The sequence below is a fragment of the Dyadobacter ginsengisoli DSM 21015 genome, from assembly GCF_059568735.1.
Map to the genome: position 1 here is coordinate 364,960 of NZ_JCANTY010000009.1, position 23,301 is coordinate 388,260.

Genomic DNA, 23,301 nt, shown 5'->3' on the forward strand with positions numbered 1-23,301 from the left:
TATAATTAGGCAAACGGGTTTGCCATTTGGCGAACCCATTTCTTTTTTCTGCAACTACTATGGCGCGTTGGCATCGGCGGTTGCTGGTGATAACACCAGCAAAGGCTCATAGCCGGGCGATCCAACCCGAAATCCCCAACTGATTTCATACCAATACCTGATATGAAAAAGATATTTTACCTCGGCATAACCGGCATTATCCTTTACGAGATCGCCAAAGTCTATTTCATTATGCCCATGCCCGGCAGCCAGCGGATGAACAGCATCGACGCGGCTTACTGGTTGCATGCGTGGCGCTGGCCGCTGCGCATCCTTTTCTGGGCGATGATTTTAGGAGGAGGCTTAGCCGTTTTTTCAGCTAAAAGAAAATGGTTCCCTGCATTGCTCCTGCTCGTTGCGGGCGGCATTACCTATGCAGCCAATTACGAAATGGCCGCGGATACGATGTTTTATCAACCGGCAAGAGTCACTCAAAACAATGCGGCCGCAAATAAAGTGAATCCCGACCGGCTTGTGATCGGTGTTGCGGCCAACGGAGAGGCGAAAGCTTATCCGATCCAATATATCGGTTACCATCATCAGGTGCGGGACGTACTCGGAGGAAAGCCCATTATGGTGACATACTGTACGGTTTGCCGTACAGGTCGAGTTTTCGAGCCGCTGGTTGACGGCAAGACAGCGGTTTTCCGGCTCGTGGGAATGGATCATTTCAATGCGATGTTCGAAGACGGCGAAACGGGCAGCTGGTGGCGGCAGGCCAATGGAGAAGCCATTGCGGGGCCATTGAAAGGGAAAACACTGCCTGAATTGCCGAGCTCGCAAACTTCACTGGCGCAATGGCTGAAACTCCACCCCGACAGCAAGGTTATGCAACCCGATCCGGTGTATCAGGCCAAATACGATTCCATGAGCCGCTATGAGAGTGGACGTGGCAGGTCGGCGCTGACGCTGACTGATACGCTTTCCTGGAAAGACAAGTCCTGGGTAGTAGGTGTACAGGCTGGTAAGGCGAGCAAGGCATTCGACTGGAACCGCCTGAAAAAGGAAAGGATCATTAATAATGAGGTTGGCGCCGTTCCGATGATCGTAGTGCTGGCATCTGATAACCAGAGTTTTGTAGCATTCGAAAAGGGCGATCCGGCTGCTTTTACCATTAGAAATGACACTTTGTACAACGGAGCCAATGCGTATAATTTGCTTGGCAAACGAATTGCCGGGGCAGGCAGCGATCTGAAACGGATCAACGCCTATCAGGAGTTCTGGCATAGCTGGCGTACTTTCCATCCCGCCACTCAACAATATTGACAGAGATTCATGGAGATACAGCGCCTGCAATTTCTTCCTGTTATCAAAATAGTCCCCGTATTTACAAATGCCTGATGAAACACCTATTTACAACCACAATCATTTGCTCCGCCCTTCTTCATGTTGCCCATGCACAAACAGATAAACCTGAAAAAAAGATAGATTACGACAAAGTATTTGACCTCCATGAAGTGACAGTGGGCGAACGCAGGAATACCATACATACTGAAAGGCTTCCGGATGTCCATAACACCTACATTACTGCCGGTAAAAAGAGCGAAGTAATCCAGATCGACGGTGTGAATGGCAATATAGCTGAGAAGACCGGCCGGCATATTTTTGCCAAAATACCCGGCGTGTTTGTGTATGACATGGACGGCAGCGGCAACCAGATCAACATTTCGACCCGTGGCCTCGACCCGCACCGGTCGTGGGAATACAACATCCGGCAGAACGGCATCATCACGAACTCGGACATGTACGGCTATCCGGCGAGCCACTATAGCCCGGCGATGGAATCTATTCAGCGGGTGGAGCTCGTGAGAGGAACCTCGTCATTGCAATACGGTGCGCAGTTTGGAGGGATGATCAATTACGTAACCAAGACGCCGGACACTACCAGGGCATTTACCTTCGAAACCATCAATTCCGCAGGATCTTTCGGGCTTTTCAGTTCCTATAACGCGATTGGCGGAAAAGTGGGTAAGCTCACTTATTCGGCTTACTATCAGAAACGGCATTCGGACGGTTACCGTAAGAACGCGAAATCTGACGCGCAGTCGCAATACGTAAGCCTGTTGTACGAATTCAGCAAATCACTCCGTATCAAAGCGGAGCTGGGGCGTTCGGAATATGTGTATCAGATCCCCGGACCGTTGACGGATGCGATGTTTAGGGAAGACCCGCGGCAGTCGACCCGTTCCAGGAACTATTTCAATCCGGACATTTACGTGCCTTCCATTGTGATCGACTGGAAAATCAATCCTTCGACGCAGTTGAAACTGACCACATCGGGCGTCTATGGGGCGCGGAACAGCGTACTGTTTGATGCATTCGCCAATGTACCGGATACGATCAGCCGCGTGACGAACGCATATCGCGCACGTCAGGTAGATATCGACAATTTTAAAAGCCTTACTTCGGAGCTTCGTTTCATGCATCAATATGATGTGGCCGGTTTCAGGAATGTGGTTTCGGGAGGGATTCAGTATATGCACAACAAACTACGTCGCCGCCAGCAGGGTAAAGGGACCACAGGCAGCGATTTTGATCTGTCGCTTACCGATCCGCAATTTGGCCGAGATATGTACATGACTACGGATAACATCGCGTTGTTTGTGGAAAACCTCATTTTCATCACGCCCAGGCTGAGTCTATCACCGGGTGTAAGGATAGAAAAGGGCTCTACGGATATGGCCGGCAAGATCAGTTATTATGATCCCCAGAATCTTCCTAACACCATTAAACACAGTTTTCCGCTCTTCGGGATCAGTTCACAATATCGCTTGGGTAAGAATGGCCGAGCCTATGCGGGATTCTCACAAGCTTATCGTCCTGTGGTCTTCAAAGACATTATCCCGGCTTCTGTACTGGAACGCGTGGATAAGAACCTGAAAGATGCTTACGGCTACAACCTGGAAGCGGGGATAAGCGGTAATATCAACGAAGTACTGAAATACGACATAGGCCTGTTCCAGGCGATGATCAACCATCGGATGGGAACTGTTTCGATGAAGGATGAGAATGGAACTGCATATTTGTACCGGACCACCACCGGCGACAGCAAAACGCGCGGCTTGGAAGCCTATCTGGAATACACTGTATTCAGGCAGTACAAGGGCGTTGTACCTTCAACAGAGCTTTCCTTTTTTACCTCCACCTCCTATTTTGATGCGAAGTATGTGCGGGGAACCGCTGTGCAGGATAATGAGAATAAAAGCGTAGCCGGAAACAGGGTAGAGGGGGTGCCTGCGTGGATTTCGAGGAATGGGATTCAGTTTCAATACAAAAAACTGTCGGTCACGGCACAGTACAGCTATGTGAGCTCCAACTTTGCAAACCCGCTCAACACCGTAGAACCCTCGGCGAACGGCACGATCGGTGAAGTGCCGGGTTACGGCCTGCTCGACCTGAATGCCACGCTGCAGCTCGGACAACACTACAAGCTCCGTTTCGGTGTCAATAATATCACCGATAAGCAATATTTCACTAAACGTCCGACCATGTACCCCGGCGCAGGCGTATGGAGTTCCGATGGCCGGAACATTGGTGTCTCGTTTGGGATAAAGATTTAGTGCTTTGGCCGCTCGTGGACGAAAGTGGTCAGAGGGAGGAAAGGAAGCACTGGTCGCGGAAGCCACTTTTGTTTATAGCAAAGATGATGATGGGCTCCGGGAGAGCTTCCTTCGACAGGAAGCTCTCCCGGAGCCCGGCTTTTTTGGTGCTATCGGATCAGGAAACGTAAATAAATTTGCCAGTTGATCATTTTTACATCGAATGCCGTGTCTTTCGATAAGTTGCTGACAGGCAGGATGACATTCAATCCTACCGGAATGCGACTGTTGAATGCAATGCGTGGATGAACTATTACTCCGGCTTTCAGCGCCCATTGGCGCGGATGGACGTACCCTTCCATAGCACCAGATTTCTTCACCGTAACCAATGGCCCCTGAGTAAGCCGACCGGTGCTGTCTTCTGTTTCTTTCCGAATCAGTGCGTTGGAAAATCTGGCATATGAAATGCCGGCATTGAGCGAAAACCACTTTGCTGCCACATACTGATATTGCAAGGAAAAATTCATTCCCGTTGCTTTGATGAAATTCACGTTGTAATGAATATCTGTGAAAGAGGAGTCGGCTTGCCGTATGGTTTCCGTTTGGCGTTTGATTCGTTTGTTATCGCCGAAATAGGACTGCACCGGCAGAAATGTGAAAGTGACCCCGTGCCTGTTCCAGGTTTTTGTCAAAAATAACCCCGGGATGGCTGCCCGGGCGGGGCGGCTGACGCTGTCGGCCCCCGCGAATAGGTAGGGAGAGTTGGGGTCGATACCGCTCGCCGACCATTCCGGCCCAAAATGGATGCCTTGATGCAAGACCCTGTCAGGTTTTGTAGCTTGTTGCACAGAAGATTCGGTTGCGGGTGCCTTGATCCGGGCAGTCAGATTGCGTTGGTCGCTTTCAAAATGACCGGGCATGGATAGAAGGCTGTTTATGAAATTGTCGGAGCCCAATGGAACATCGTTTTTTTCATGGCTAACAGATGTCGCACTGGCATTTCCGGCGAAACGGGATTGTGTGTTACCGCCTTTTAAGTCTTGGGGGCTTTGAATGAAGCTTTCCGGTTGAATACGTCTCCGGACGCTCCTGTCGCTTTCCCCGAGGCTCCCTGGGTTTGAAGTCGTTTTCCTCCGGCTTGCAGGTGCCTCGGTAGTCGTCTCTTCCAAACGCGATGTATTGTTCCTTGCAAGGCTTCGGGAACCTGGCTTCGTGGCTGCTATGCTACCGGAATGACTCGTTATGGTTGCCGTGTCGGTTTTTTTGAGGCTAGCTGCGTGACTGCGATCATCGGTTGTTTTCGCTGCGTTTTCAAAGACCGCTTTTCTCGAACCGGAGCGTGGTCCCGAGTTAGAAGACTCTGAACTTTGTGACAATGTCTCGTTGTGCGGTAGCGGTTCCGAGAGTTCGCTGAATGTTTTGTGCGGGGTTTTCTTTTCGTAAACCGAAGGTTGTACGGTCATTTTATTACGTTTTGCCTCATCTGACCTTTTAACAAATGTCCATAAAACAACGGCCGCTGTGATGGTAACAATAGAAACGGTCACCAGTACCATCTTGAATTTCAGGATAGACTTCCATGTCCGGAAGAAGCCGTCCGGGTGGGAATGGCGTTCGGTTGCTGCCGACGAATCCAACATGCCGTTCATATCTGCCCATGCATCGTCCGTCGGCACTTCCGGGTCGGGAAGCGAGCCATAGAGATACTTGTTGAGATGTTTGTTTTTCCTGTTCATCAAAGAGGGCTTTCAAAAATTACTTTCAACCTGTTTCTGCTCTCGCTTAGATGCCATTTGACGGTACCGTCACTGATAGCCAGCATTTCAGCAATTTCCTTCACCGAGAACCCATCCAGATAATACAAGCTGCAAATTCTGCGCGTGGCAACGGGTAGTTGCATCAGATACACATGCATGTCGTTACCCGGAAGCTGCTCAAATGGACTTTCACAGGATACAAAACCCATGTTGTCTTCGATCTCCACGTAATCGAATGCCTGTGTTTTCCGGTCGCGAAGCAATGTGAGGGCTGCGTTTCGAACGGTCGTATACATCCAGTTGAAAAATTCGCCTTTGGTGGAGTCATATTGGTCGATGTTTGCAAATACTTTCAACATCCCGTTGTTCACGGCCGTCAGGATGTCGTGTTTGTCGTCAAAAAAGTTTTTGCACAAAGCAAACAAGACAGGGTAAAATTGCCGGTACAATTTTTCCTGACTTTGGCGCTCCTGCCGCCTGCAACCTTCCAGTATCTTATCTAATTGGTTCAATTCGCACTTTTATGCATGACCGGCCGTTGCCAGTGGCCGGTCATGAAGGGTGTTATTGTAATGAAACGTTTACATTGCTTTTTTGGTAACCACGTTCCGTATGGCTGGTCAAATGTCCGGTTGTATTTCCGGTTCGCATGAACAAGCCTTTTGAATAGGTTGTCATTAAAGCAGGCAAACTATTTTTCTGTTTTCATGATCATCGATGTTTAAGTTTCCATGCCTTAGTGCTGTCGACCTTAATGCTGTCCCCCACGTTAGTGCCACCTGATTTTACACTGTCTACAGGAATAGGACCCGTCTTGATGGTGTCAATCTTCACACTGTCAATCTTCACACTGTCAATCTTGATGCTGTCGATCTTGATGGTATCCGTTTTTATACTGTCTACATCAATGCTGTCCGCATTTGTCCGTGCGGAAACAGGCGCCGGCGCATTCTCTTCCAATTGGCTACGCTCGCAGGCAACGAGCTGAACGAGCAGTAATACAAAACACAATACCAACCATTTTTCGGTTCTCATGACCATTGGTGTTTAAATTTGAAATGATATAAACCAGGAGAAGCGCTTCCAATAAAATAAACTACAAGAGATGGGTGCGAGGTTGGGTGAATGCCAAAAAAAATAGCAGGTGATTTCGTGGCCAGGTTTCATGCTAAGTAAAAATCCTGTTTTGCAGCGTTTTGGGATGGAGATTTAACTTCTGAAGTGTTTGCTACATGAAAAGATTAATCATTGCCTGCCTGTTGCTGATCGGTTTTCAAAAGACGTTTGCCCAGAACTACGATGAGGCCAAAGTCCCGGCCTATCACTTACCGGAGGTATTGAAGATGTCGGGCGGGAAAACGGTGAGAGACAAAAAAGCGTGGGAAAAGGAGCGGAGGCCTGAGGTGTTGAGGCTTTTTGAGGAACATGTGTACGGACAAATGCCCACGGACTATGATAGTATCCGGTATATGCTCACCCAGGAGGATCAACCTGTGATGGGCGGCAAGGCAACATTGAAGCAAGTGGTTGTGACGGTGTTCAGGAACCGACAATCCGTTCCGATCCACGTCGTGCTTTTTGTGCCCACGCAGGCGCGCAAGCCCGCACCGGTATTCCTGCTCATTAACAACCGGGGCAAGGAGAACACCGACCCTACCCGTGCTAAAAAGAGCGAGTTCTGGCCTGCGGAAATGGTGATCGACAGCGGGTTTGCCATTGCGGCGTTTCATGTGAGTGATCTCGCGCCCGACAACAAGGATACCTACATGTCGGGCGTGCTGCAAAAGCTGTATCCTGAACAGCTCAAAAAGGATAATGGCATGAAGGCCATCGGCGCCTGGGCTTGGGGAGCAAGCCGGGTGATGGATTACTTTGAGACAGATAAGGACATCGATGCCAAAAAAGTGATCGTGGTAGGGCATTCACGGGGAGGCAAAACGTCTCTTTGGGCAGCAGCGCAGGACCAACGATTTGCGGCCTGTGTCACCAACTGTTCAGGCAATACCGGCGCCGCGTTAGCGCGGCGGCAATTCGGGGAGCGGATCAGCCGGATCAACACGACGTTCCCGCATTGGTTTAACAATAATTATAAAAAATACAACGACAAGGAAAATGCATTGCCTGTCGATCAGCATATGCTCATTGCATTGATCGCCCCACGGCCGGTGTACGCTACGAATGCGTCGAAGGATCTTTGGGCAGATCCCAAAGGTACGTTTTTGGCATTGAAAGCGGCTGAGCCGGTGTATGCCTTGTATAAAATCCGTTCAGGCCTGCCCAAGGACCCGCCGGGGATTGATGAGCCTATAATCGGGTCGCATTTCGGCTACCATAACCGGGAAGGTGAACACAATATGACGGCTTATGACTGGACCAATTTTATCCGGTTTGCGAAGAAATTATAATTATTTGCGCCGGGCCTTCCTCTTGGTGAAAACGATCGGAGAATCGAGCGTGGTGCTGTATCGGGCCTCGAGATTGGAAACAAGCGCTGGTTCTATATAGATAAAGTCTTGGTAGTAATACTTGACGTACTGCCCGTTTTTGACAACCTGGTAAGGTTGACCTTTGTAGATCCGGAAGAGTTTTCCTTTCCTGTTCCGGTAACCCCAAACAGCGTCTTTGGGTACCTTTGTTTTGATACCTGTTTTGTATTTGACGCGCATATACTTGCCAAACTTTTGTGGCCATATGTCTCGTATGGTACTGTCTGGTCGCATGGCATCGATGTCAGCGCTGCGGTAGAATAGTGCAGCACGTTGGCCCTGGGCATTTTCTGCCAGTATCAGAGAGCAGCCAAGCATCAGGTGATACAGTTTCATGTTGTGGCTTATTAGTTTATGTAAAACTACTTGATTACAAGTAATTTAGCAATGCCTAATTCTTTACACGTTGTTCCTCACTACCTGATCCGCCAATGTTTCTGCGTCCTTTGTTACCTGTGCCCTTGCTGAAATTCCAGGTGAACGAAGCGACAAAGACACGGGTATCTGCGTCGTTAAAGTAGGATGCCTGGGCATTGGGGATATTCAGGATCCGTCCATTTGGCTCCAGCGAGCTGAAAATGTCACGCAACGAGAGTTTGACGATGCCTTTGTCCTTCATGATCTTTTTCTGAACGGCCGCATTGACCAGGAAGAGATCATCTTTGTCAAACTGGGCACTCTGGCTTTTGGTGATGTAAAACCCGCTTAACTCGGCGCTCCAACCTTTTTTGAAAAGGAATTGGTTATTTGGACTGATGTAGCCATATGTAGAACCTGTGGTGCGCCTTGCATCGCCCGGCATGCCGCGGAAGTTGTTGCGGATCAGTTCTGCGTAGAAGTTACAGGTCCACCAGTTGCCCGCTTTGAGCTGCGCGGACAAAGTGATACCACCCCAGATCAGTCTGCTGATATTCCCGGTTTTGCTGATGAAAATATTTCCGGCTTGTTCGATCACCTCTCCGTGCATGTCCCGGGTGTAATTGTATAGCAATGAGAGGTTGAAACGGCTTTTATAGTTCAGTGAAAGCTGTAATTTATTACCCAACTCAGGTTTCAGGTAGGGATTCCCGGCGAAATAGGAGAATTTATCGAGTAAGAAAATGAAAGGGTTGAGGTCCTGATAATACGGACGTCCGATCCTGCGCCCATACGAAAAGTTCAGGCGGGTTTGGCTGCTGTCGAGCTTGTAGCTGAGGTAAAAGGTTGGGAATAGGTTGGTATAGTGCAGTGAAAAAGAGGAATCCGGTTTCAAGGCGTTGCCCAGCTGGTGTCCGTATCCGTTTGTGTTTTCTGCACGGAGGCCGCTTTGTACCGACAGCCGGTCAAAATCCCGGTTGAAATTCAGATAGGCCGCATTGATGTTTTCGGTATACCGGAAGCGGTTGGATTTGTCGTAGTCAATGGAAACAGTTGTGCCTTCGTGCAGGAAATAGTTAGCCGCATTGTCGGTCCGGACGAGACTGGTTTTTATGCCGGTAGCGAACTTGCCCTTTCTGACGGGATTTTCACAATCTGTTTTGGCGGAGTAAATGCGGATAGTCGAAGGCAGGTCGGTAGTGATTTTCTCCTGTTTTCCGGGACTTTGATCGGCGTTGAGAAAGTCATTCAGGAATACCTGCCGTGCATTGATCTGGTAGCGGATATGGTCGATGTCAAATGTTACCAACCTGCCTGTGCTGTCGTATTGATGGCTGAAATTGAGGTTGATGCCGTTCTGAGCAAACCGGTTCCTGTCGCTGTTGTCGGCACGGATCAGTGAATCGATCACGCCGGATGCATTGCGCATCGTGCTGTTGACGGGCCGTTTTTCAGTGGAATGGGAGTAGGCACCTGTGAATACGAAACCCCAGGTAGTTTTTTCATTCGCGTAAAAGTCGATACCGGTTTTCAGGTTGACGGTACTGTTTCTGGGATAGAAATAGGTTGTCTGGTCAAAAATGGAAAGGAACGTTTCGTTTTCGTCATAATAGCGGCGCTGGATGTCGAGTCGGCGCCATTGATCCTGGCTGTTGAAACTGACATTGTTGAAAAAATTGAACCTGTTATTCCGATAGTTCAAATTGGCGTTTTCATTGTGCCGCCAGTAGCGGGAACGCGCGGGGCCGACGGTCATGCTTCCGCTGAAACCCCGGATTTTCGTTTTACGGGTTTTGATATTGATGATCCCTGCACTTCCGGCAGCGTCGTAACGCGCAGGAGGGTTGGAGATTAGTTCGATCTTTTCGACTGAATTGGAGGGCAGGGAGCGCAGATAGGCTGCCAAAGCGGAGGCTGAAAGGTAGGTCGGCCGGTTATCGATCATGACAAGCACACCCGATTGTCCTTTCAGGCTGATATTGCCGTTTTGGTCGACCATTATCCCGGGCGATTTTTCGAGCACTTCCAGTACATTGGCACCGGCATTGGAGATCAGTGCGTCGACATGGATCACCGTCCGGTCGATTTCGTATTCGATAAAATTCTTCTGAGCCGTGACCCCGACCTCATTGAGCCTGACATCGGCCGGTTGTAATGTGATTTGCCCCAGATCGACTTTCTGAGCAACGTCGGTGATGTCTATTTTATGGCTCACGAAATTCCGGAAACCCATCATCGTAACTGAGATGAGGTAGCCGCCGGTTTTTGGCTTGGCGAGTAGGAATGTCCCATCCCGCCCGGCCACCTCGGTTTTGACAAGACTAGAGTCGGTGGCGGCGAGCATTGATATGACGGCGCCTTCGATAGGTTTTTGATCCGGCGTTACCACTTTTCCTTTTATCTGGGCATATGCATGTCCCAACGTTGCCAGCAGGACAACGGCGATCCTCAGGGTGAATTTCACCCGAACAGAAATCTTCATGAACGTGATTTTAAGAGTATCCTATTTTTCGTGACTAATGGGCATACTTATGCCTGCTTACTTCCGTAAGTGTTTAAGGCTAATATTTGTCGAATCGACTATTTGTGGCTTCCGTATGTGAAGTCGATGACGTCGTCCGGGTTGTTCAATACTGCGTCTAGTATGCCCTGATGTACTGCGTTGGGTTGTTTTATTCCGTTGATAATCAGTTCCTCGTTGGTGATTTTGAAGTCGATATTGCCTCTGGAAATCGATATGCCCTGCCGCTCTATTTCGGTCAGTATTTTCTCTGTAATAGGGAGTGGTTTTACACGGAACGGCCGGGCTATCTGCAACGGCTGATACGTGTGCAAAAGTTGCGTGTTATAGTTTTTCACATAACCGCTTTGCAATAGAGAAGATTGTCGCCCAATGCCCGACGAATCGGTGGCATGCGGGTATGTAGACTGGTAGATCGGGGATAGGGATCGTTGCAATGGTCCTAGCGTGTCAGGAAGTACCGGTTTCGTGGAAGAGCCCGGCGATTTCGCAGGAGCAACCACGGGTTGTTTTTCGTTATTTTTTGTAATCGGCTTTTTGTCAGTGATTTCAATGGATGAATTGGCTTTCCGTACCGGGCGTTTTGGGCCAGGTTTTTGCTGTATGACAGCGCCACTTGTACGCCCGACACCGACCTGCGGTGCATGGGTTTGCGCGAACATCACGGAGAGCGTGAAAAATGCGAGCAGTGTTACCAGCAATACGGTTTTCTCAGCAGCACCCAGTGTAGTGTTGGAACGGGAGGCAATCCTTTTGGCACGTTGTACCAAACCACCTTTCCCTGTAAACGCTAATTGATATACGTTTTCACTGAGCTGGTGTTCCCGAAACGAGAGAAGTGCCTGGATGTAGACGGACTTGTTTCCGGAATAGCGCAATGCCATATCATCGCAACAGTTTTCACGTTCATCCCGGATCAGTTTTGAAATCCATAGAATACCCGGGTTGAAGAAAAAGAGCAGTTCGGTGAGCCGTTGCAAGAAATTGACGAAGAAATCGAAGCGCCGGATGTGCGCGAGTTCGTGCAGTAACACCATTTCGATCTGGTCCACCGGAATGGAAGTGATTACACCTAGTGGCACCAATATGACAGGCCTGAAATGTCCGAGAACTGTCGGGATCTTTACCAATCCTGATTGGAATATCCGGACAGATTGTGTAATTCCCATTGCACGGGCAAAGGTGGCCAAGCGCTGATCCCAGTCCGGCCCGATACTGTAAAGCTGCTGTGTTTTTAGTTGGTATACCCGATAAAGCCCCAATAATAGTCCGCCAAACTTGACTGTGACGACCAAAAACCAAAACAGTGTAATGATCCGGATTTTCCCGACCAGGAAACCGCTTACTTCACCAAGGATATCGTCTTGCTGAGGCGGTGTTTGCCTGAAATATTCTGCATCCACACCCGAATTGTTTAAAAACACGGCTGTGGCGGAGCCAGAAGACGGTGACCACAATTGGCCGGAAAGAAAGAATGCGGAGCCTGTCACCAGTAGGAAGAGGAGTATCAGACCGGTCAGGAGATTGTACCGGACTTCCGGCCTGCTGGCATGCGTTGAGACCACAATTACAGCTGCCAGAAGCGCAGCCACGACGCCGATCCATAATGAATGCAGAAGCATAATACCAATTTTTTGAACGAGTGCCGCGACCGTTTCGGAATGCAGGAAGTGTTTCATGGCTGGTTTGGTTTAGGGGTTTTCTTTATCCAACTGATCCAGTACCGCGCGGATTTCGTCGAGTTCGGCCCTGGATGCCTTTTTGTTATCGAGCAATTGCATGACCAGGTTGCTTGCTGAGCCGCCATAGAGGTGATCTACGAAACGATTGAGCAGAAGACCCTTGGTTTTTTGCTCTTCTTCAACAGCTTCATACACATGCTTCATGTTACTTTCGTCGCGTTTCAGCATCCCCTTTTCAGCCATCAGTTGCATTTGCTTGAGGGTCGTGGTGTAATTCACTTCCTTGATCGCGTTAAGTTTTCCATGTACAAAGCGGACGGTGGAAGGGCCATGTTTCCAAAGAATGGAAAGGATATCGATTTCAGCCTTGGTGGGCTCGGATTTTTCGGGGTTCATACGTAATCAGATTGAGTACTTTTCAAAGGTACGATTTAAATCGTACGATACAAATATTATGTACGAAAATTGATAGACGGGCATAAATTTTGAAGGCTGTTAGAAAAGGAAAAAGTCTTGCTTTCCTTTGTATTACAAAAGCACTTGAAAATCATGAAAAATAAAAAGTTGCCCGAGGATCAGACACTGGTATTGTTTACCGATATGAATGGAGTTCCGCGTGAGGGGATTTACAAGAGGGCCTCGAAAGCATTTATTGAGGCGATCGGGGACGAAGGACCGGAGGATACGGGGAATATCTATCCGGAAGAAGACATTGTGTCGTGGGAATACCTTGAAAAGAAAGATCGGCCTAATCCGGATATTATGGTGATCCTTTAAGCCGCTAACAGCCTGCTGTTTGCCATTCCTACAGATACCGGATTGAATCGTGATGACTTGCGGGTGACGAGTACAACCCGGTGATTCGCCGGATCGACATCCACACTGATAATTTTACCAATCGCGAGTTCGCGCCATTCTGGGTACGAGGCATCGTAGTCGAATTGGATTTCGACAGATTTTTCAGCTAAAAGCTGAATTTTCAGCCTTACATTTTCAGGACGCAGCACAGACGGCCTGACCGGGCGAGCTTCCACGATTACCGCTTCAAATTCCCGTCCGTTTTTTAATACCTGCCTCAGTTTCCTGTGTTCGGCAACCAGGGCCCATTTCGTGCCGATTATAAACAGGGCAGCCGTGGCCGAAAGAGCGATGACTGTATAGAGTGTGAGCGTTTCCATGTGCTAAAAGGTTTTACCGGAGTGCAAGTTGCACCGACATCCCCGAAGCGCCAAGAAACAGTTAGTGAACGGATTCTTGGTTGATTTAATGGCGATTAATCCGTCTGGTTCAGAGTTTGCTTCAGCCAATGCCTTTTCTCAGCGAGGTCGGCCAACGCGGTCCCAATTTTAGCATGCCCGCGGGCGTTGATGTGGTCATCAATGGTGAAGTAATCCTGTCGGCTTAGCAAGAGGTGTACATTGATAAAGTAAACACCGGTCAGTGGATGGACAGCCTGATACGCCTGCAATTCATTGACGATGGGATAATTGTAGGTGCCCAGGTCAAAAACTACAATCGGTCCCTGGTAGCGCTCGCGTATCCTTTTCAGGTAGGGGAAAAAGTTTACGGCATGTTCTGACTCGACGACCGGAGAAGCGGCAACCTGCTGAACGGGCGCTTTGGAAGCGGGTTGAACGGCGCTTTTGATTCCGCTTACTATCAGCCAGCGAAGGCTAAGAAACAAACCTTTAAACGGGAAATAAGTTTTATTGATTATGTTCTCTTTCTCCGCCACTCCGAACCCGAACGCATCAATTCCGGGCTTTTGAGTCTCCGTCAAATTGGCTTTATTTTCCTCGAGATCGTTATAACAGTATTGTATGACGAGCATTTTGCAGGAGTCGAGATCAACTTCGCTGAGGAGCTTGGTCTCCCGGTGCGTGCCGTAAGAAGTAATAGCAGTGTTAAGAACGTTTACCTGAAGTTGTTTTTCGAGCACCTCCGAGAGTCGTTCGTCTTGCTCAACACCCCAACCCATTCCGTGGGAATCACCTAAAACTACCACAGCCGGATACCGGAGGCTCGCTTCGTCATCGCGCACACCAAGCGAGTTCGTTTTAATTTCCACATCAAATTCAGGATTGGTAAACCTTCCGGTAATATTGGATCGAAAGCGGTAGGTGAGTAAGGAGTCGTACCGGGATAGATCACTATTGAAGTTAGTGGTACTTCTAAAAAAGCCATATTGTCCCCGGACCCAGTCGTAGTAACCGTCCGATAACGGGGTGTAGCGCTGATAGTTAGCCATGTACACAACGCTGCCGACCAGGGCAGCCTCACCGATGGTAAAGATGCCCAACCATACGGCCAGGCGACTCAACCGGTTACCGGAAACCGACCAAAGCATTATAATCAGACCAATAGGGAACAGAAAAAAATAGATCGGGAAAATGGTGGAATGCCTGACAAAGAAGTCCTGGCGGAAAAGCGGTATACAAAGTAACAAAAAGCCAAACAAAAAGACTTTGATATTCATTCTATTGTGTTATTTTAAGAGAATTTGTAAATATAGATAGTTTTTAGTTTTTCCATGGAAGTTAATTCTCTTAGTGAGTTACCGGTTGATGACAAATAGAGCAAAATGTGCTTCGTTAGTAAATTTTGGAGTTTTTGCTAATCCATTAGGGTTGTCTTTCTGACTGCATCAAAGCTATTTTTTCGAAAACAGGCTGCCCTTTGAAGCTCGTAGCATTACCCCGGCGCCCGGCCGTCTGCCGAATGATTTTTTTGCACTTCCGAATCCCGTGAGTAGATTTTTGATCTATTTTGCAGCAGCTAAAATGATGTACGCATGTTTGCAAAGAAGTTGTCCAACCGGGAATCAGGCTTAATCCTGTACGGCATAACACCACCGAAGGCCGAACAAACAACTGAACGGATCAGAGAGATTGCCCATATTCAAAGCACGCGTGCCCTGGCGCTGGGTGTTGACGGACTCGTGATCTATGATTTGCAGGATGAAAGCTCGCGCAATGGTGGACAGCGTCCCTTTCCTTTCACACCGACTATCGATGCCTGGACTTTTGCGAACGAGTACCTGGACGTGGCAGGGCTGTCGAAAATTGTTTATTGTTCGGTCGGAAAGCGGGATCCGGAAGCGATGAAGAACATGTTTGAGGCACTGCCTGCCAATGATGCGTTGGTACTGGTGGGGTTACCGTCGCGGAATGAAAAGGCGCTGATGAACCTGAGCGACGCTTACGAGCTCTGGAATAACGTCGCAGTGGATAGCAGATTGGGAGGAGTGGCCATTGCCGAACGCCATGCTGCGGATAACAATGAACATTTGAGACTGATCGGGAAAATCGTGAATGGCTGCTCGTATTTTATTACCCAGTGCGTTTACAGCGCCGATTATATGAAGCAGCTGGTTACTGATTTGTGTGCGGAATGTGTGCTCCGGCAGGTTGAAATGCCTACCTTAATTTTTACACTTACTCCATGCGGCTCGGCGAAAACGCTGCAATTCTTGAACTGGCTGGGAATCCATGTTCCCGGCTGGCTGGCCGAAGAATTGCATCAGAGCCATGACATATTAGCGAGGTCAGTCGAGATCAGTACTGAGATTGCCCGGGAAATGGCGGAATTCTGTTATCAAAGGGATGTCCCTTTCGGTTTTAACATTGAGAGTGTCTCGGCGCGGAAAGTCGAGATTGAAGCTTCAGAACAGCTTTTGATGAATGTTAAAGAAGTGCTTAGCGGGTATTTTAATTAGAGACGAATGCTTTTCGGTTCAATCGCCGAATTCCCGACTGAATACAGCCGGCGCTGACCTGGTGCCGGGAAACTCACGCAAAAAAGGAAAGAAAAAATCGAAGGGCCAGCAAATCACGCGCTGAAATCCAGGATTTATACAGGCAGAACCGGCCCTGACCTCCTGCGACTGTAAAAACAGCTTTTCAGTAATTCCGTCGTGTCCGGGCGTGATACATTGATTTGTGAGACGTTAATTTGATGCCCTTTCCAGCCAGAATTTGCCCGATATGTCGATCAGCAGCAGTTGCAAAACCGGCGTTTAATGAGAGATTAGATCTGCTATCTAACATTTTAAAGCCGGTATTGCTGAGACGATTAGAAAATATAAGATAGTGATTTCACTTCAGAAGCCTCTTTTTACCCAAACCCCGATTAAACATGCGAGTTGTGTTGTGGATAGCCTTTATCTTTTTTATTTCATGTAAAGCAAAAAAGGAAATATCGGTGCCAGATCCTAAGCCTATCCCAGAATCTGATGGAGATACCTGTCGAATAAGTCGAATAACATTTCCGGGGAATGAAATACTTCAATATGTCTACACAGATTGGAAGATTAGTCAAATCATATTAAAGGCACAAGGTCGAGAATATGTCACTGCAACCAAATACGATGCTAGTGGTCGGTTAGAAAAGCTTAGTGGGCCTCTTGTTAAATGTACCTACGAATATGATGAACAAAACAGGGTAATTAGGGAAAATAGGTTGCTAGACTTCAATGCTCCACGCGGCCAGGGGCATTATGAGGCTCGTCTTTTTGAATATAATACTTCAGGGTTGATGGTTAAATGCTCATATGTAGAAGGAGCTGATCATGGATGGCAGATCCGTCGAAAAACCTTGTTCAGTGCTGGCCAAATATTTTTTATGTATGTCCCTTAGATGGCATTTTCATTGGGCTGTCGCTCTTTTAGTAATTGTCTTGCCGCTTCAAGTGCTTCTGGGACATACTTTTTTGATTACAATTTTCGTCAACATTTCTACTGAATAGCTGTCATATTTTTCTTTGAACTTCGCTACGCTTTCTTGAAATCTTGCCTTCTCTATTTGGCCTTTTTCTTCTGGTGCTGGCTTAGTTGTCCCGTTCTGGAATATCGTGAAACAGCTTCGCTACCTTCGACAAACACGCTTACAGTCCGAATCAACATCCAAAAACGTGATCAGAGCCTAATCTATTTGATCGAATCTTATAACGTAAAGCAATCGATATGTCTCTTCTCCACTAAGCTTATCCTGTTCTGTGCTAAATGTAAAGTTCTTTTTTAGAGCCCTTTCTATTAGGCCAATATCATCAATAGCCAGCTCTGCACCCAAGTTTTCTCCGAACTCGATTTCTTTAATTTTTCCCTGTTTATTGTAAAAAAATATCGCGCTAATTGTATTCTTAGGGAGCGGCTTTCCAGCATCCGAAAAAGCTGTTTTCAATACTTCATAAAATTGGGACACACTTTCCTTCGTGTGCGACACGTATCCCGTGGGAATCGAAGATTCATATTTGTTTTTATCAATTTCCTTAACCAGATCAATGGAATTCAATTTATTCTTTGTATTCCGAACAAACGACATTCCAGTATCCATATTAGTTGTAATGGCATAGCTTTCACCGTCCGAAGTGTTCAAGATTCTCTTATCGACTTTTTGGCTAATCCCAATTACAGGAGTTAGTAAGGACAGAAAAAAAAGGTACATTTTCATATTAAAAGACTTTTTTAGTACATGGAGAAGAATCAAACAACTTAAACATTGCCTGGGGACTAAGGCTTGCATCTATGTTCCCAGTATAGATAGGTCAAGAGTTGTCAAATTCACCCATATAGTAATACCATTGACTCACCGCAGTCCCCCAAAGTTGCTTGGCCCTTGGTTCCATTATTCGAAATTGATATCAACCAATTAAGATAGTTGAGCTCTTGCACATTATTCACTGGTGAGCAGCACGATGGACCAGTTCCAGTAGGTCCACTCATACTCAAAATCATTAAGTCGCGCCACACTTTTGCTTCAAATTCAATGTTAATTCTTCCTTTGGTTGTATAATTATCAGTGCCATTCGGATAGGGGCGGTCCTGATATACGTGAAACAACTCTTCTGCAATAGTAATTGCATTGAGGCTGCTAGCCCTTATAACCTTGTAATCCATGAAAACATTGTTGTCGCCGTTGAACGGGTTGACTCATAGGTGAAAAAAGAAACGAGAAACGAAAGTTATGAGCTAACCATATCATTGTCCCTTGAAGAGGGCACGTGTACATCAGAAAGACACCCGAAGAGCCTTTTATTGCAACCAAATCAAGGTTTACGCCGACAATGTATTTCGAAACCTATAAACCTGGTAATTCGGCTACTCCTTAATTGTAATAACCGAAGGTTGCGTAGATTTGGGTGGAAAGCTTAGACGGAACTGGTAGCACGTTTTGGTTTACACTTCCACGATAAGGATAGCACATATAGGGCGGTGGATAGTTTTCGTTGTGCGAATATCAACGGCTATTTGGAGCGCTACTTGTCAACATCCGCGTAAACCCCATGTTGTGCGTTCTTACTATTTAGTAGCATTGGGTTCTTTATAAACCATTCCATACTTCTTCTCTGTTACTGAATACTCTTCTTCAGTTTTCTGTTTAGCGGGCATTCCAACTAACGTGCCATTTTCTATAAAATACTCTTCAAACCCAGCGGGTGTATACTGAAAAACCATCAGTAGATTTTCTTTTCCGGTATTGTCAAGACCGTGCCATGTGCCTCTTGGAACAAAAACAACATCACCGGTCTTTACGTGTACAAATTCTTCATCCAGGGTAAGTATTCCTTCTCCCTTGTGAATGAAAATAAGTTCATCGTTATTCAAATGTTTATGAATGCGCATTTTACGCCCAGGACTCTGGTCTTCAACACAAAATGAAACAGCATCTACACCTTGTTTGGCTTTGGAAATTTTTATCGTTATCGGCACCTTTCGCCTGCCCGTCAAAATATGAATTCCCTCATCTTCATGAACAACAATTCCCTTGTCGTTAGCAGAAACAGGTTTAGTAAAACCATTTTTTGATAGCCCGGTAAAAAGCGCGGTGCAAAATCCCAGAATTCCTGTACTGAGAAATTTTCGACGAGGTTGTTGAAAGAGGTTCATAGTTTAATTGTGTATTGGAAGAGAGGCTATCCATTGGAAAACATACTCATGACGCTCATTTGATCATCGCCTAAAACAGATAGAAAATTCCCTGTTAGTCCTTTCTCGTTTTGTTAACATTCATGGTAAAATACTGATTAATAATATGTTAATTCAGAACATGCCAAGCAGGAACAGCAGCGCTCACCCGCTGCTGTTCCTGTTCACTTCAAAGCCCAGACTTACTCCTTTACAAACTGCAGTACCTGCTTTTCTTCAACGTTTGACAACCTATTTGCTGAAACTTCACTGGTTTGCAAATACAATAAATAAGTCCCTGTGGTTAAATTGTTCACTGGTATTTTGATCGTTTGATTGGCATCGGAGCTGGCGGTAAACTGCTTGACCACCCGTCCCGCACTGCCTACAATCTGCACCTGGATGCTGCTATATGCCTTGTTGAGTTGCAGTTGCAATTCATCGGCGGTCGGGTTGGGGAATCCCAGGATTTCCGTAACGGTTTTATCCTGCAATAAGACGATCCGGCTGTGGTCAATCTCACCGTCATGGTGAATGGTCTTTAAGCGGTAATATTGTTTTTTGCCATTGGCATGAAGATCAATAAAACTGTACGTATGAAGCTCGGGAGAATTTCTGGCATCCAAGTGACCAATTACATTGAAATGAAACCCGTTATCGCTTTTTTCAATTTCATAACAGCAGATCTCGCTTTCATTCTCGGTAACAAACTTGACCTGCGCGGACTGGCCCTGGGCTTGCCAGGCGACTTTGAATGAGATCAGGTCTACCGGCAAAGCGCCCCCGGTTGAACCTGCGTTCACAGAAGGTATATATCGCCATGGGCCATACATTTGCCCGGTGACGGCAGTAACAGGATCGTAATGTACCCTGGCCCTTATTTTGGTGTACTTGCCGGTTTGTTTATCGACCAGGCTTTTAAGCTCCGTACCCATGATCGTCAGATCGGTATAGCCCGTTTGCTGGGAGGTATACAGGACACTGTTGGTAATGGGGGTGCCACTGTAAGGCTCATAGCTAACCTTTGTTTCCCAGACCAGTTTCCCCTTATCCCTTCCCAGAAAAGATTTGGCAAAAAGCCCTGTGCCAAAATTGGAAAGCGGGAAATTACTGCTGCTGATAGGCGTATTTAAATCAACATTGTACAGATTAAGGTTATTACGGTTGCTGATGGTTGCCGCGTTGCCATGGTATACAAATGCGGCACCTTCACTAGCTTGGCCGTTGCGATAACGATAAGCTCCTACGATGACATCGCTGTACCCATCCCCGTTTACATCGCCCGCACTGGATACGGAAACGCCCATAAATGCGCCTGTTTGGTTGCCTTCTACTCTGGCGGTCGCGATGGTATTGATCCCCGTGGCAGAGCCATGATAAAGAAAAGCGGCACCTTCACCGGAATCGCCATTGACGTAGAAATGAGCGCCCACGATGATATCGCTGTACCCATCCCCGTTTATATCCCCTGCACCGGCTACTGAAAAGCCCATATTGGCGTTTGCCAGGTTGCTTTCTATCGTGCTGCTCGCAATGGTACTGATCCCTGTGGCTGAACCATGATAGACGAAAGCGGCGCCTTCGTTGGTTTCACCATTGCCATAATTTACAGCACCTACGATGACATCGCTGTACCCATCCCCGTTTACATCGCCCGCACCGGAAACGGAACCGCCCATTGTTGCATTTACCTGGTTGCCTTCTATCGTGGTGATCGCAATGGCACTGATCCCTGTGGCTGAGCCATAATAGATAAAGGCGGCGCCCTCATCGGTTTCGCCATTGTGGTACTTCGAAGCACCCACGATGACATCGCCGTAACCGTCGGCATTTACATCGCCCGCACCGGCTACCGAATAGCCCATATTTGCATTTGCCTGATTGTTCTCGAGCACGACGGCGGCGATTGTATTGATCCCTGATGCGGAACCGTGATAGACAAAAGCAGCGCCTTCATCGGTTTGGCCATTGTCGTAATGATAAGCTCCTACGATCACATCGCTATACCCATCCCCATTTACATCCCCTGCACTGGCTATGGAATGGCCCAAATTCGCGTACATCTGGTTGCTTTCGAGCACAGCGGCGACAGTGGTATTGATCCCCGATGCCGAGCCATGATAAACAAAAGCACCACCCTCACTGGGTTCACCATTGATGTATAGCATAGCCCCCACGATGATATCGCTATACCCATCCCCATTTACATCCCCGGCACCAGCTACGGAAAAACCCAAATATACATTCGCTGGGTTGCTTTCTACCTTTGCGGCGGCCGTCGTACTTATCCCTGTGATTGAACCATGATAGATAAAGGCGGCCCCTCTATTGCCTTCGCCATTGTCGTATTGATAAGCCCCTACGATGACATCGCTGTAACCATCCCCGTTTACATCACCGGCCCCGGCTACGGAAACGCCCATATTGGCATTTGCCTGGTTGCTTTCTACCATAGCAGCCGCGGTGGTATTGACCCCAGTCGCCGAGCCGTGATAGGTAAAGGCGGCCCCTTCATTGGTTTCACCGTTGTCGTAGGTCCGGGCGCCCGCGATGAGATCGCTGTACCCATCCCCGTTTACATCCCCGGCACTGGCAGCAGAAACACCCATATTGGCATTCGCCTGGTTGCTTTCCAGCGTTGCGGCGGCTATGATATTAATCCCTGTGGCCGAGCCGTGATAGACAAAGGCGGCCCCTTCGTTGGCTTCGCCATTATCGTAGAAGTAAGCCCCTGCGATGACATCACTGTACCCATCGCCGTTAACATCACCCGCACAGGCTATGGAAACGCCCAGTCTTGCACCTGCCTGGTTGCTTTCTATCGTTGCCACGGAGGTGGCATTGATCCCTGTCGCCGACCCGTGATAAACAAAGGCAACCCCCTCATCGGTTTCGCCATTGTCGTACTGCCAGGCACCTACGATGAGATCGCTGTACCCATCCCCGTTTACATCCCCTGCACCGGCTACGGACCTGCCCATTTGTGCATCTGACTGGTCGCTTTCTATCACGGTGGCTGCACTGATACTCAGTCCAGTGGCCGAGCCGTGGTAAACAAAGACGGCCCCTTCCTCAGTTTGGCCATTGGCGTATAGGTAGGCCCCCACGACGACATCGCTGTACCCATCCCCGTTTACATCTCCCGCGCTGGCTACGGAAATGCCCATCTGTCCACCCGCCTGGTTGCGTTCCAGTGCTGTGGCAGCGGTGGTACTGATACCTGCGGCCGAACCGTGATGGACAAAAGCGGCACCCTCATCGGTTTCCCCATTATCATATTGATAGGCCCCTACGATGACATCGCTGTACCCGTCCCCGTTCACATCTCCTGCACTGGCTACTGAAATGCCCATATTGGCGTTTGCCTGGTTGCTTTCTATCGTGGTGGCCGCAGTGGTATTGATACCAGTTGCGGAGCCATGATAGATAAAGGCGGCACCTTCATCGGTCTGGCCATTGTTGTAGAAAAAGGTCCCTACGATGACATCGCTGTACCCATCGTCGTTTACATCCCCTGCACTGGATACAGAAATACCCATTTGTGCATTGATCTGATTGGATTCTAGCGTGCCGGTGGCTGTGGTGCTGATCCCGGTGGAGGAACCGTGGTAAATGAAGGCGGCCCCTTCATCGGTTTCGCCGTTGTCGTACAGGTTGGCCCCTACAATGACATCACTATACCCATCCCCGTTCACATCCCCTGCACTGGCTACGGAAAAGCCCATATTGGCATTTGCCTGGTTGCTTTCGGTCATCGCGGCAGCCGTAGTGCTGATCGGGTCAATGGTGATGGGGTATGCTGCACCGGCTGTTTGGACATGAATCGCATAGTCATCCTTATTTTTTTCAAAAGCTGCGGCCAGTGTCCTGCCATTGGCGTCCCAAACCTTTAATTGTTCGTAATTCAAAACCACACCGCTCTGCTCATGCACAAATTGCAGCCGGTCGCTGCTCAACCGTTGTTTCAATGTGGTCTGCACACTGAAATTCAGTTTCAGCTCTTCATCTTCCGACAAGG

The 23,301-nt window shown here is 48.1% G+C and carries 19 protein-coding genes; 6 read left to right on the forward strand and 13 right to left on the reverse strand.

Annotation, left to right across the window (positions count from 1 at the left end):
* Nucleotides 1–162: 162 nt before the first annotated feature.
* Together BP71_RS30750 and BP71_RS30755 are read left to right on the forward strand one after the other, a co-directional pair.
* A complete protein-coding gene (locus BP71_RS30750) occupies nucleotides 163–1,305 on the forward strand; it encodes a DUF3179 domain-containing (seleno)protein (protein ID WP_496385454.1) in 1,143 nt (380 codons plus the stop codon).
* A gap of 74 nt (nucleotides 1,306–1,379) precedes the next feature.
* Complete coding sequence (locus BP71_RS30755) at nucleotides 1,380–3,599, forward strand: TonB-dependent receptor family protein (protein WP_496385455.1); 2,220 nt, start codon at nucleotides 1,380–1,382, stop codon at nucleotides 3,597–3,599.
* A gap of 149 nt (nucleotides 3,600–3,748) precedes the next feature.
* Here BP71_RS30755 and BP71_RS30760 read toward each other — a convergent pair whose 3' ends face one another.
* From BP71_RS30760 to BP71_RS30770, 3 genes are all read right to left on the reverse strand, one after another.
* Entirely contained in the window at nucleotides 3,749–5,314 is a 1,566-nt protein-coding gene (locus BP71_RS30760) for a hypothetical protein (RefSeq protein WP_496385456.1), read from the reverse strand.
* Nucleotides 5,314–5,847, reverse strand: a complete 534-nt coding sequence (locus tag BP71_RS30765) for an RNA polymerase sigma factor (RefSeq protein ID WP_496385457.1) — start codon at nucleotides 5,845–5,847, stop codon at nucleotides 5,314–5,316. The genes BP71_RS30760 and BP71_RS30765 overlap by 1 nt, the downstream gene beginning before the upstream one ends.
* A 199-nt stretch (nucleotides 5,848–6,046) precedes the next feature.
* Nucleotides 6,047–6,370 carry a hypothetical protein gene (locus BP71_RS30770; protein ID WP_496385458.1) on the reverse strand — a complete coding sequence of 108 codons (324 nt, stop codon included), beginning with the start codon at nucleotides 6,368–6,370 and terminating at the stop codon, nucleotides 6,047–6,049.
* A gap of 197 nt (nucleotides 6,371–6,567) precedes the next feature.
* On the opposite strand from BP71_RS30770, the gene BP71_RS30775 reads away from it, so the two are divergent.
* Nucleotides 6,568–7,740, forward strand: a complete 1,173-nt coding sequence (locus BP71_RS30775; RefSeq protein WP_496385459.1) for an alpha/beta hydrolase family protein — start codon at nucleotides 6,568–6,570, stop codon at nucleotides 7,738–7,740.
* Here BP71_RS30775 and BP71_RS30780 read toward each other — a convergent pair whose 3' ends face one another.
* The 4 genes from BP71_RS30780 to BP71_RS30795 form a co-directional block, all read right to left on the reverse strand.
* On the reverse strand, nucleotides 7,741–8,157 hold the full coding sequence (locus BP71_RS30780) for a hypothetical protein (protein ID WP_496385460.1): 417 nt from the start codon (nucleotides 8,155–8,157) through the stop codon (nucleotides 7,741–7,743).
* Between the two features lie 55 nt (nucleotides 8,158–8,212).
* Nucleotides 8,213–10,660, reverse strand: a complete 2,448-nt coding sequence (locus BP71_RS30785; protein WP_496385461.1) for an outer membrane beta-barrel protein — start codon at nucleotides 10,658–10,660, stop codon at nucleotides 8,213–8,215.
* A 98-nt stretch (nucleotides 10,661–10,758) separates the two neighbouring features.
* Nucleotides 10,759–12,378 carry a M56 family metallopeptidase gene (locus BP71_RS30790; RefSeq protein WP_496385462.1) on the reverse strand — a complete coding sequence of 540 codons (1,620 nt, stop codon included), beginning with the start codon at nucleotides 12,376–12,378 and terminating at the stop codon, nucleotides 10,759–10,761.
* Between the two features lie 12 nt (nucleotides 12,379–12,390).
* On the reverse strand, nucleotides 12,391–12,777 hold the full coding sequence (locus BP71_RS30795; protein WP_496385463.1) for a BlaI/MecI/CopY family transcriptional regulator: 387 nt from the start codon (nucleotides 12,775–12,777) through the stop codon (nucleotides 12,391–12,393).
* 153 nt (nucleotides 12,778–12,930) lie between these two features.
* Here BP71_RS30795 and BP71_RS30800 point away from each other — a divergent pair, with 153 nt between their 5' ends.
* On the forward strand, nucleotides 12,931–13,158 hold the full coding sequence (locus BP71_RS30800; protein ID WP_496385464.1) for a hypothetical protein: 228 nt from the start codon (nucleotides 12,931–12,933) through the stop codon (nucleotides 13,156–13,158).
* On the opposite strand, the gene BP71_RS30805 is transcribed toward BP71_RS30800, so the two are convergent.
* Both BP71_RS30805 and BP71_RS30810 read right to left on the reverse strand, forming a co-directional pair.
* Complete coding sequence (locus BP71_RS30805) at nucleotides 13,155–13,559, reverse strand: hypothetical protein (protein ID WP_496385465.1); 405 nt, start codon at nucleotides 13,557–13,559, stop codon at nucleotides 13,155–13,157. The genes BP71_RS30800 and BP71_RS30805 overlap by 4 nt on opposite strands.
* 95 nt (nucleotides 13,560–13,654) lie before the next feature.
* Nucleotides 13,655–14,857: an SGNH/GDSL hydrolase family protein gene (locus BP71_RS30810; protein WP_496385466.1), complete on the reverse strand. Its 1,203-nt coding sequence runs from the start codon at nucleotides 14,855–14,857 to the stop codon at nucleotides 13,655–13,657.
* Nucleotides 14,858–15,172: 315 nt separating this feature from the next.
* On the opposite strand from BP71_RS30810, the gene BP71_RS30815 reads away from it, so the two are divergent.
* Together BP71_RS30815 and BP71_RS30820 are read left to right on the forward strand one after the other, a co-directional pair.
* The gene (locus BP71_RS30815; RefSeq protein ID WP_496385467.1) at nucleotides 15,173–16,096 is read left to right on the forward strand and encodes a methylenetetrahydrofolate reductase; all 924 of its coding nucleotides are present in this window, start codon (nucleotides 15,173–15,175) and stop codon (nucleotides 16,094–16,096) included.
* A 419-nt stretch (nucleotides 16,097–16,515) separates the two neighbouring features.
* On the forward strand, nucleotides 16,516–17,016 hold the full coding sequence (locus BP71_RS30820; RefSeq protein WP_496385468.1) for a hypothetical protein: 501 nt from the start codon (nucleotides 16,516–16,518) through the stop codon (nucleotides 17,014–17,016).
* A gap of 285 nt (nucleotides 17,017–17,301) precedes the next feature.
* Here the strand turns inward: BP71_RS30820 and BP71_RS30825 are convergent, their stop codons facing one another.
* From BP71_RS30825 to BP71_RS30840, 4 genes are all read right to left on the reverse strand, one after another.
* Nucleotides 17,302–17,829: a hypothetical protein gene (locus tag BP71_RS30825; RefSeq protein WP_496385469.1), complete on the reverse strand. Its 528-nt coding sequence runs from the start codon at nucleotides 17,827–17,829 to the stop codon at nucleotides 17,302–17,304.
* A 110-nt stretch (nucleotides 17,830–17,939) separates the two neighbouring features.
* The gene (locus BP71_RS30830) at nucleotides 17,940–18,275 is read right to left on the reverse strand and encodes a hypothetical protein (RefSeq protein ID WP_496385470.1); all 336 of its coding nucleotides are present in this window, start codon (nucleotides 18,273–18,275) and stop codon (nucleotides 17,940–17,942) included.
* Nucleotides 18,276–18,677: 402 nt separating this feature from the next.
* Entirely contained in the window at nucleotides 18,678–19,265 is a 588-nt protein-coding gene (locus tag BP71_RS30835) for a cupin domain-containing protein (RefSeq protein ID WP_496385471.1), read from the reverse strand.
* Between the two features lie 221 nt (nucleotides 19,266–19,486).
* Nucleotides 19,487–23,301, reverse strand: a 3,815-nt coding sequence (locus BP71_RS30840; protein ID WP_496385472.1) for an FG-GAP-like repeat-containing protein, incomplete at its 5' end; no start/stop codon positions are given.

Coding starts and splice junctions, on each gene's coding strand:
- BP71_RS30830 (WP_496385470.1), bottom strand. CDS start 18,275: ATGGATTACAAGGTTATAAGGGCTAGCAGCCTCAATGCAATTACTATT.
- BP71_RS30760 (WP_496385456.1), bottom strand. CDS start 5,314: ATGAACAGGAAAAACAAACATCTCAACAAGTATCTCTATGGCTCGCTT.
- BP71_RS30835 (WP_496385471.1), bottom strand. CDS start 19,265: ATGAACCTCTTTCAACAACCTCGTCGAAAATTTCTCAGTACAGGAATT.
- BP71_RS30810 (WP_496385466.1), bottom strand. CDS start 14,857: ATGAATATCAAAGTCTTTTTGTTTGGCTTTTTGTTACTTTGTATACCG.
- BP71_RS30815 (WP_496385467.1), top strand. CDS start 15,173: ATGTTTGCAAAGAAGTTGTCCAACCGGGAATCAGGCTTAATCCTGTAC.
- BP71_RS30770 (WP_496385458.1), bottom strand. CDS start 6,370: ATGAGAACCGAAAAATGGTTGGTATTGTGTTTTGTATTACTGCTCGTT.
- BP71_RS30825 (WP_496385469.1), bottom strand. CDS start 17,829: ATGAAAATGTACCTTTTTTTTCTGTCCTTACTAACTCCTGTAATTGGG.
- BP71_RS30755 (WP_496385455.1), top strand. CDS start 1,380: ATGAAACACCTATTTACAACCACAATCATTTGCTCCGCCCTTCTTCAT.
- BP71_RS30795 (WP_496385463.1), bottom strand. CDS start 12,777: ATGAACCCCGAAAAATCCGAGCCCACCAAGGCTGAAATCGATATCCTT.
- BP71_RS30780 (WP_496385460.1), bottom strand. CDS start 8,157: ATGAAACTGTATCACCTGATGCTTGGCTGCTCTCTGATACTGGCAGAA.
- BP71_RS30785 (WP_496385461.1), bottom strand. CDS start 10,660: ATGAAGATTTCTGTTCGGGTGAAATTCACCCTGAGGATCGCCGTTGTC.
- BP71_RS30800 (WP_496385464.1), top strand. CDS start 12,931: ATGAAAAATAAAAAGTTGCCCGAGGATCAGACACTGGTATTGTTTACC.
- BP71_RS30790 (WP_496385462.1), bottom strand. CDS start 12,378: ATGAAACACTTCCTGCATTCCGAAACGGTCGCGGCACTCGTTCAAAAA.
- BP71_RS30750 (WP_496385454.1), top strand. CDS start 163: ATGAAAAAGATATTTTACCTCGGCATAACCGGCATTATCCTTTACGAG.
- BP71_RS30820 (WP_496385468.1), top strand. CDS start 16,516: ATGCGAGTTGTGTTGTGGATAGCCTTTATCTTTTTTATTTCATGTAAA.
- BP71_RS30775 (WP_496385459.1), top strand. CDS start 6,568: ATGAAAAGATTAATCATTGCCTGCCTGTTGCTGATCGGTTTTCAAAAG.
- BP71_RS30805 (WP_496385465.1), bottom strand. CDS start 13,559: ATGGAAACGCTCACACTCTATACAGTCATCGCTCTTTCGGCCACGGCT.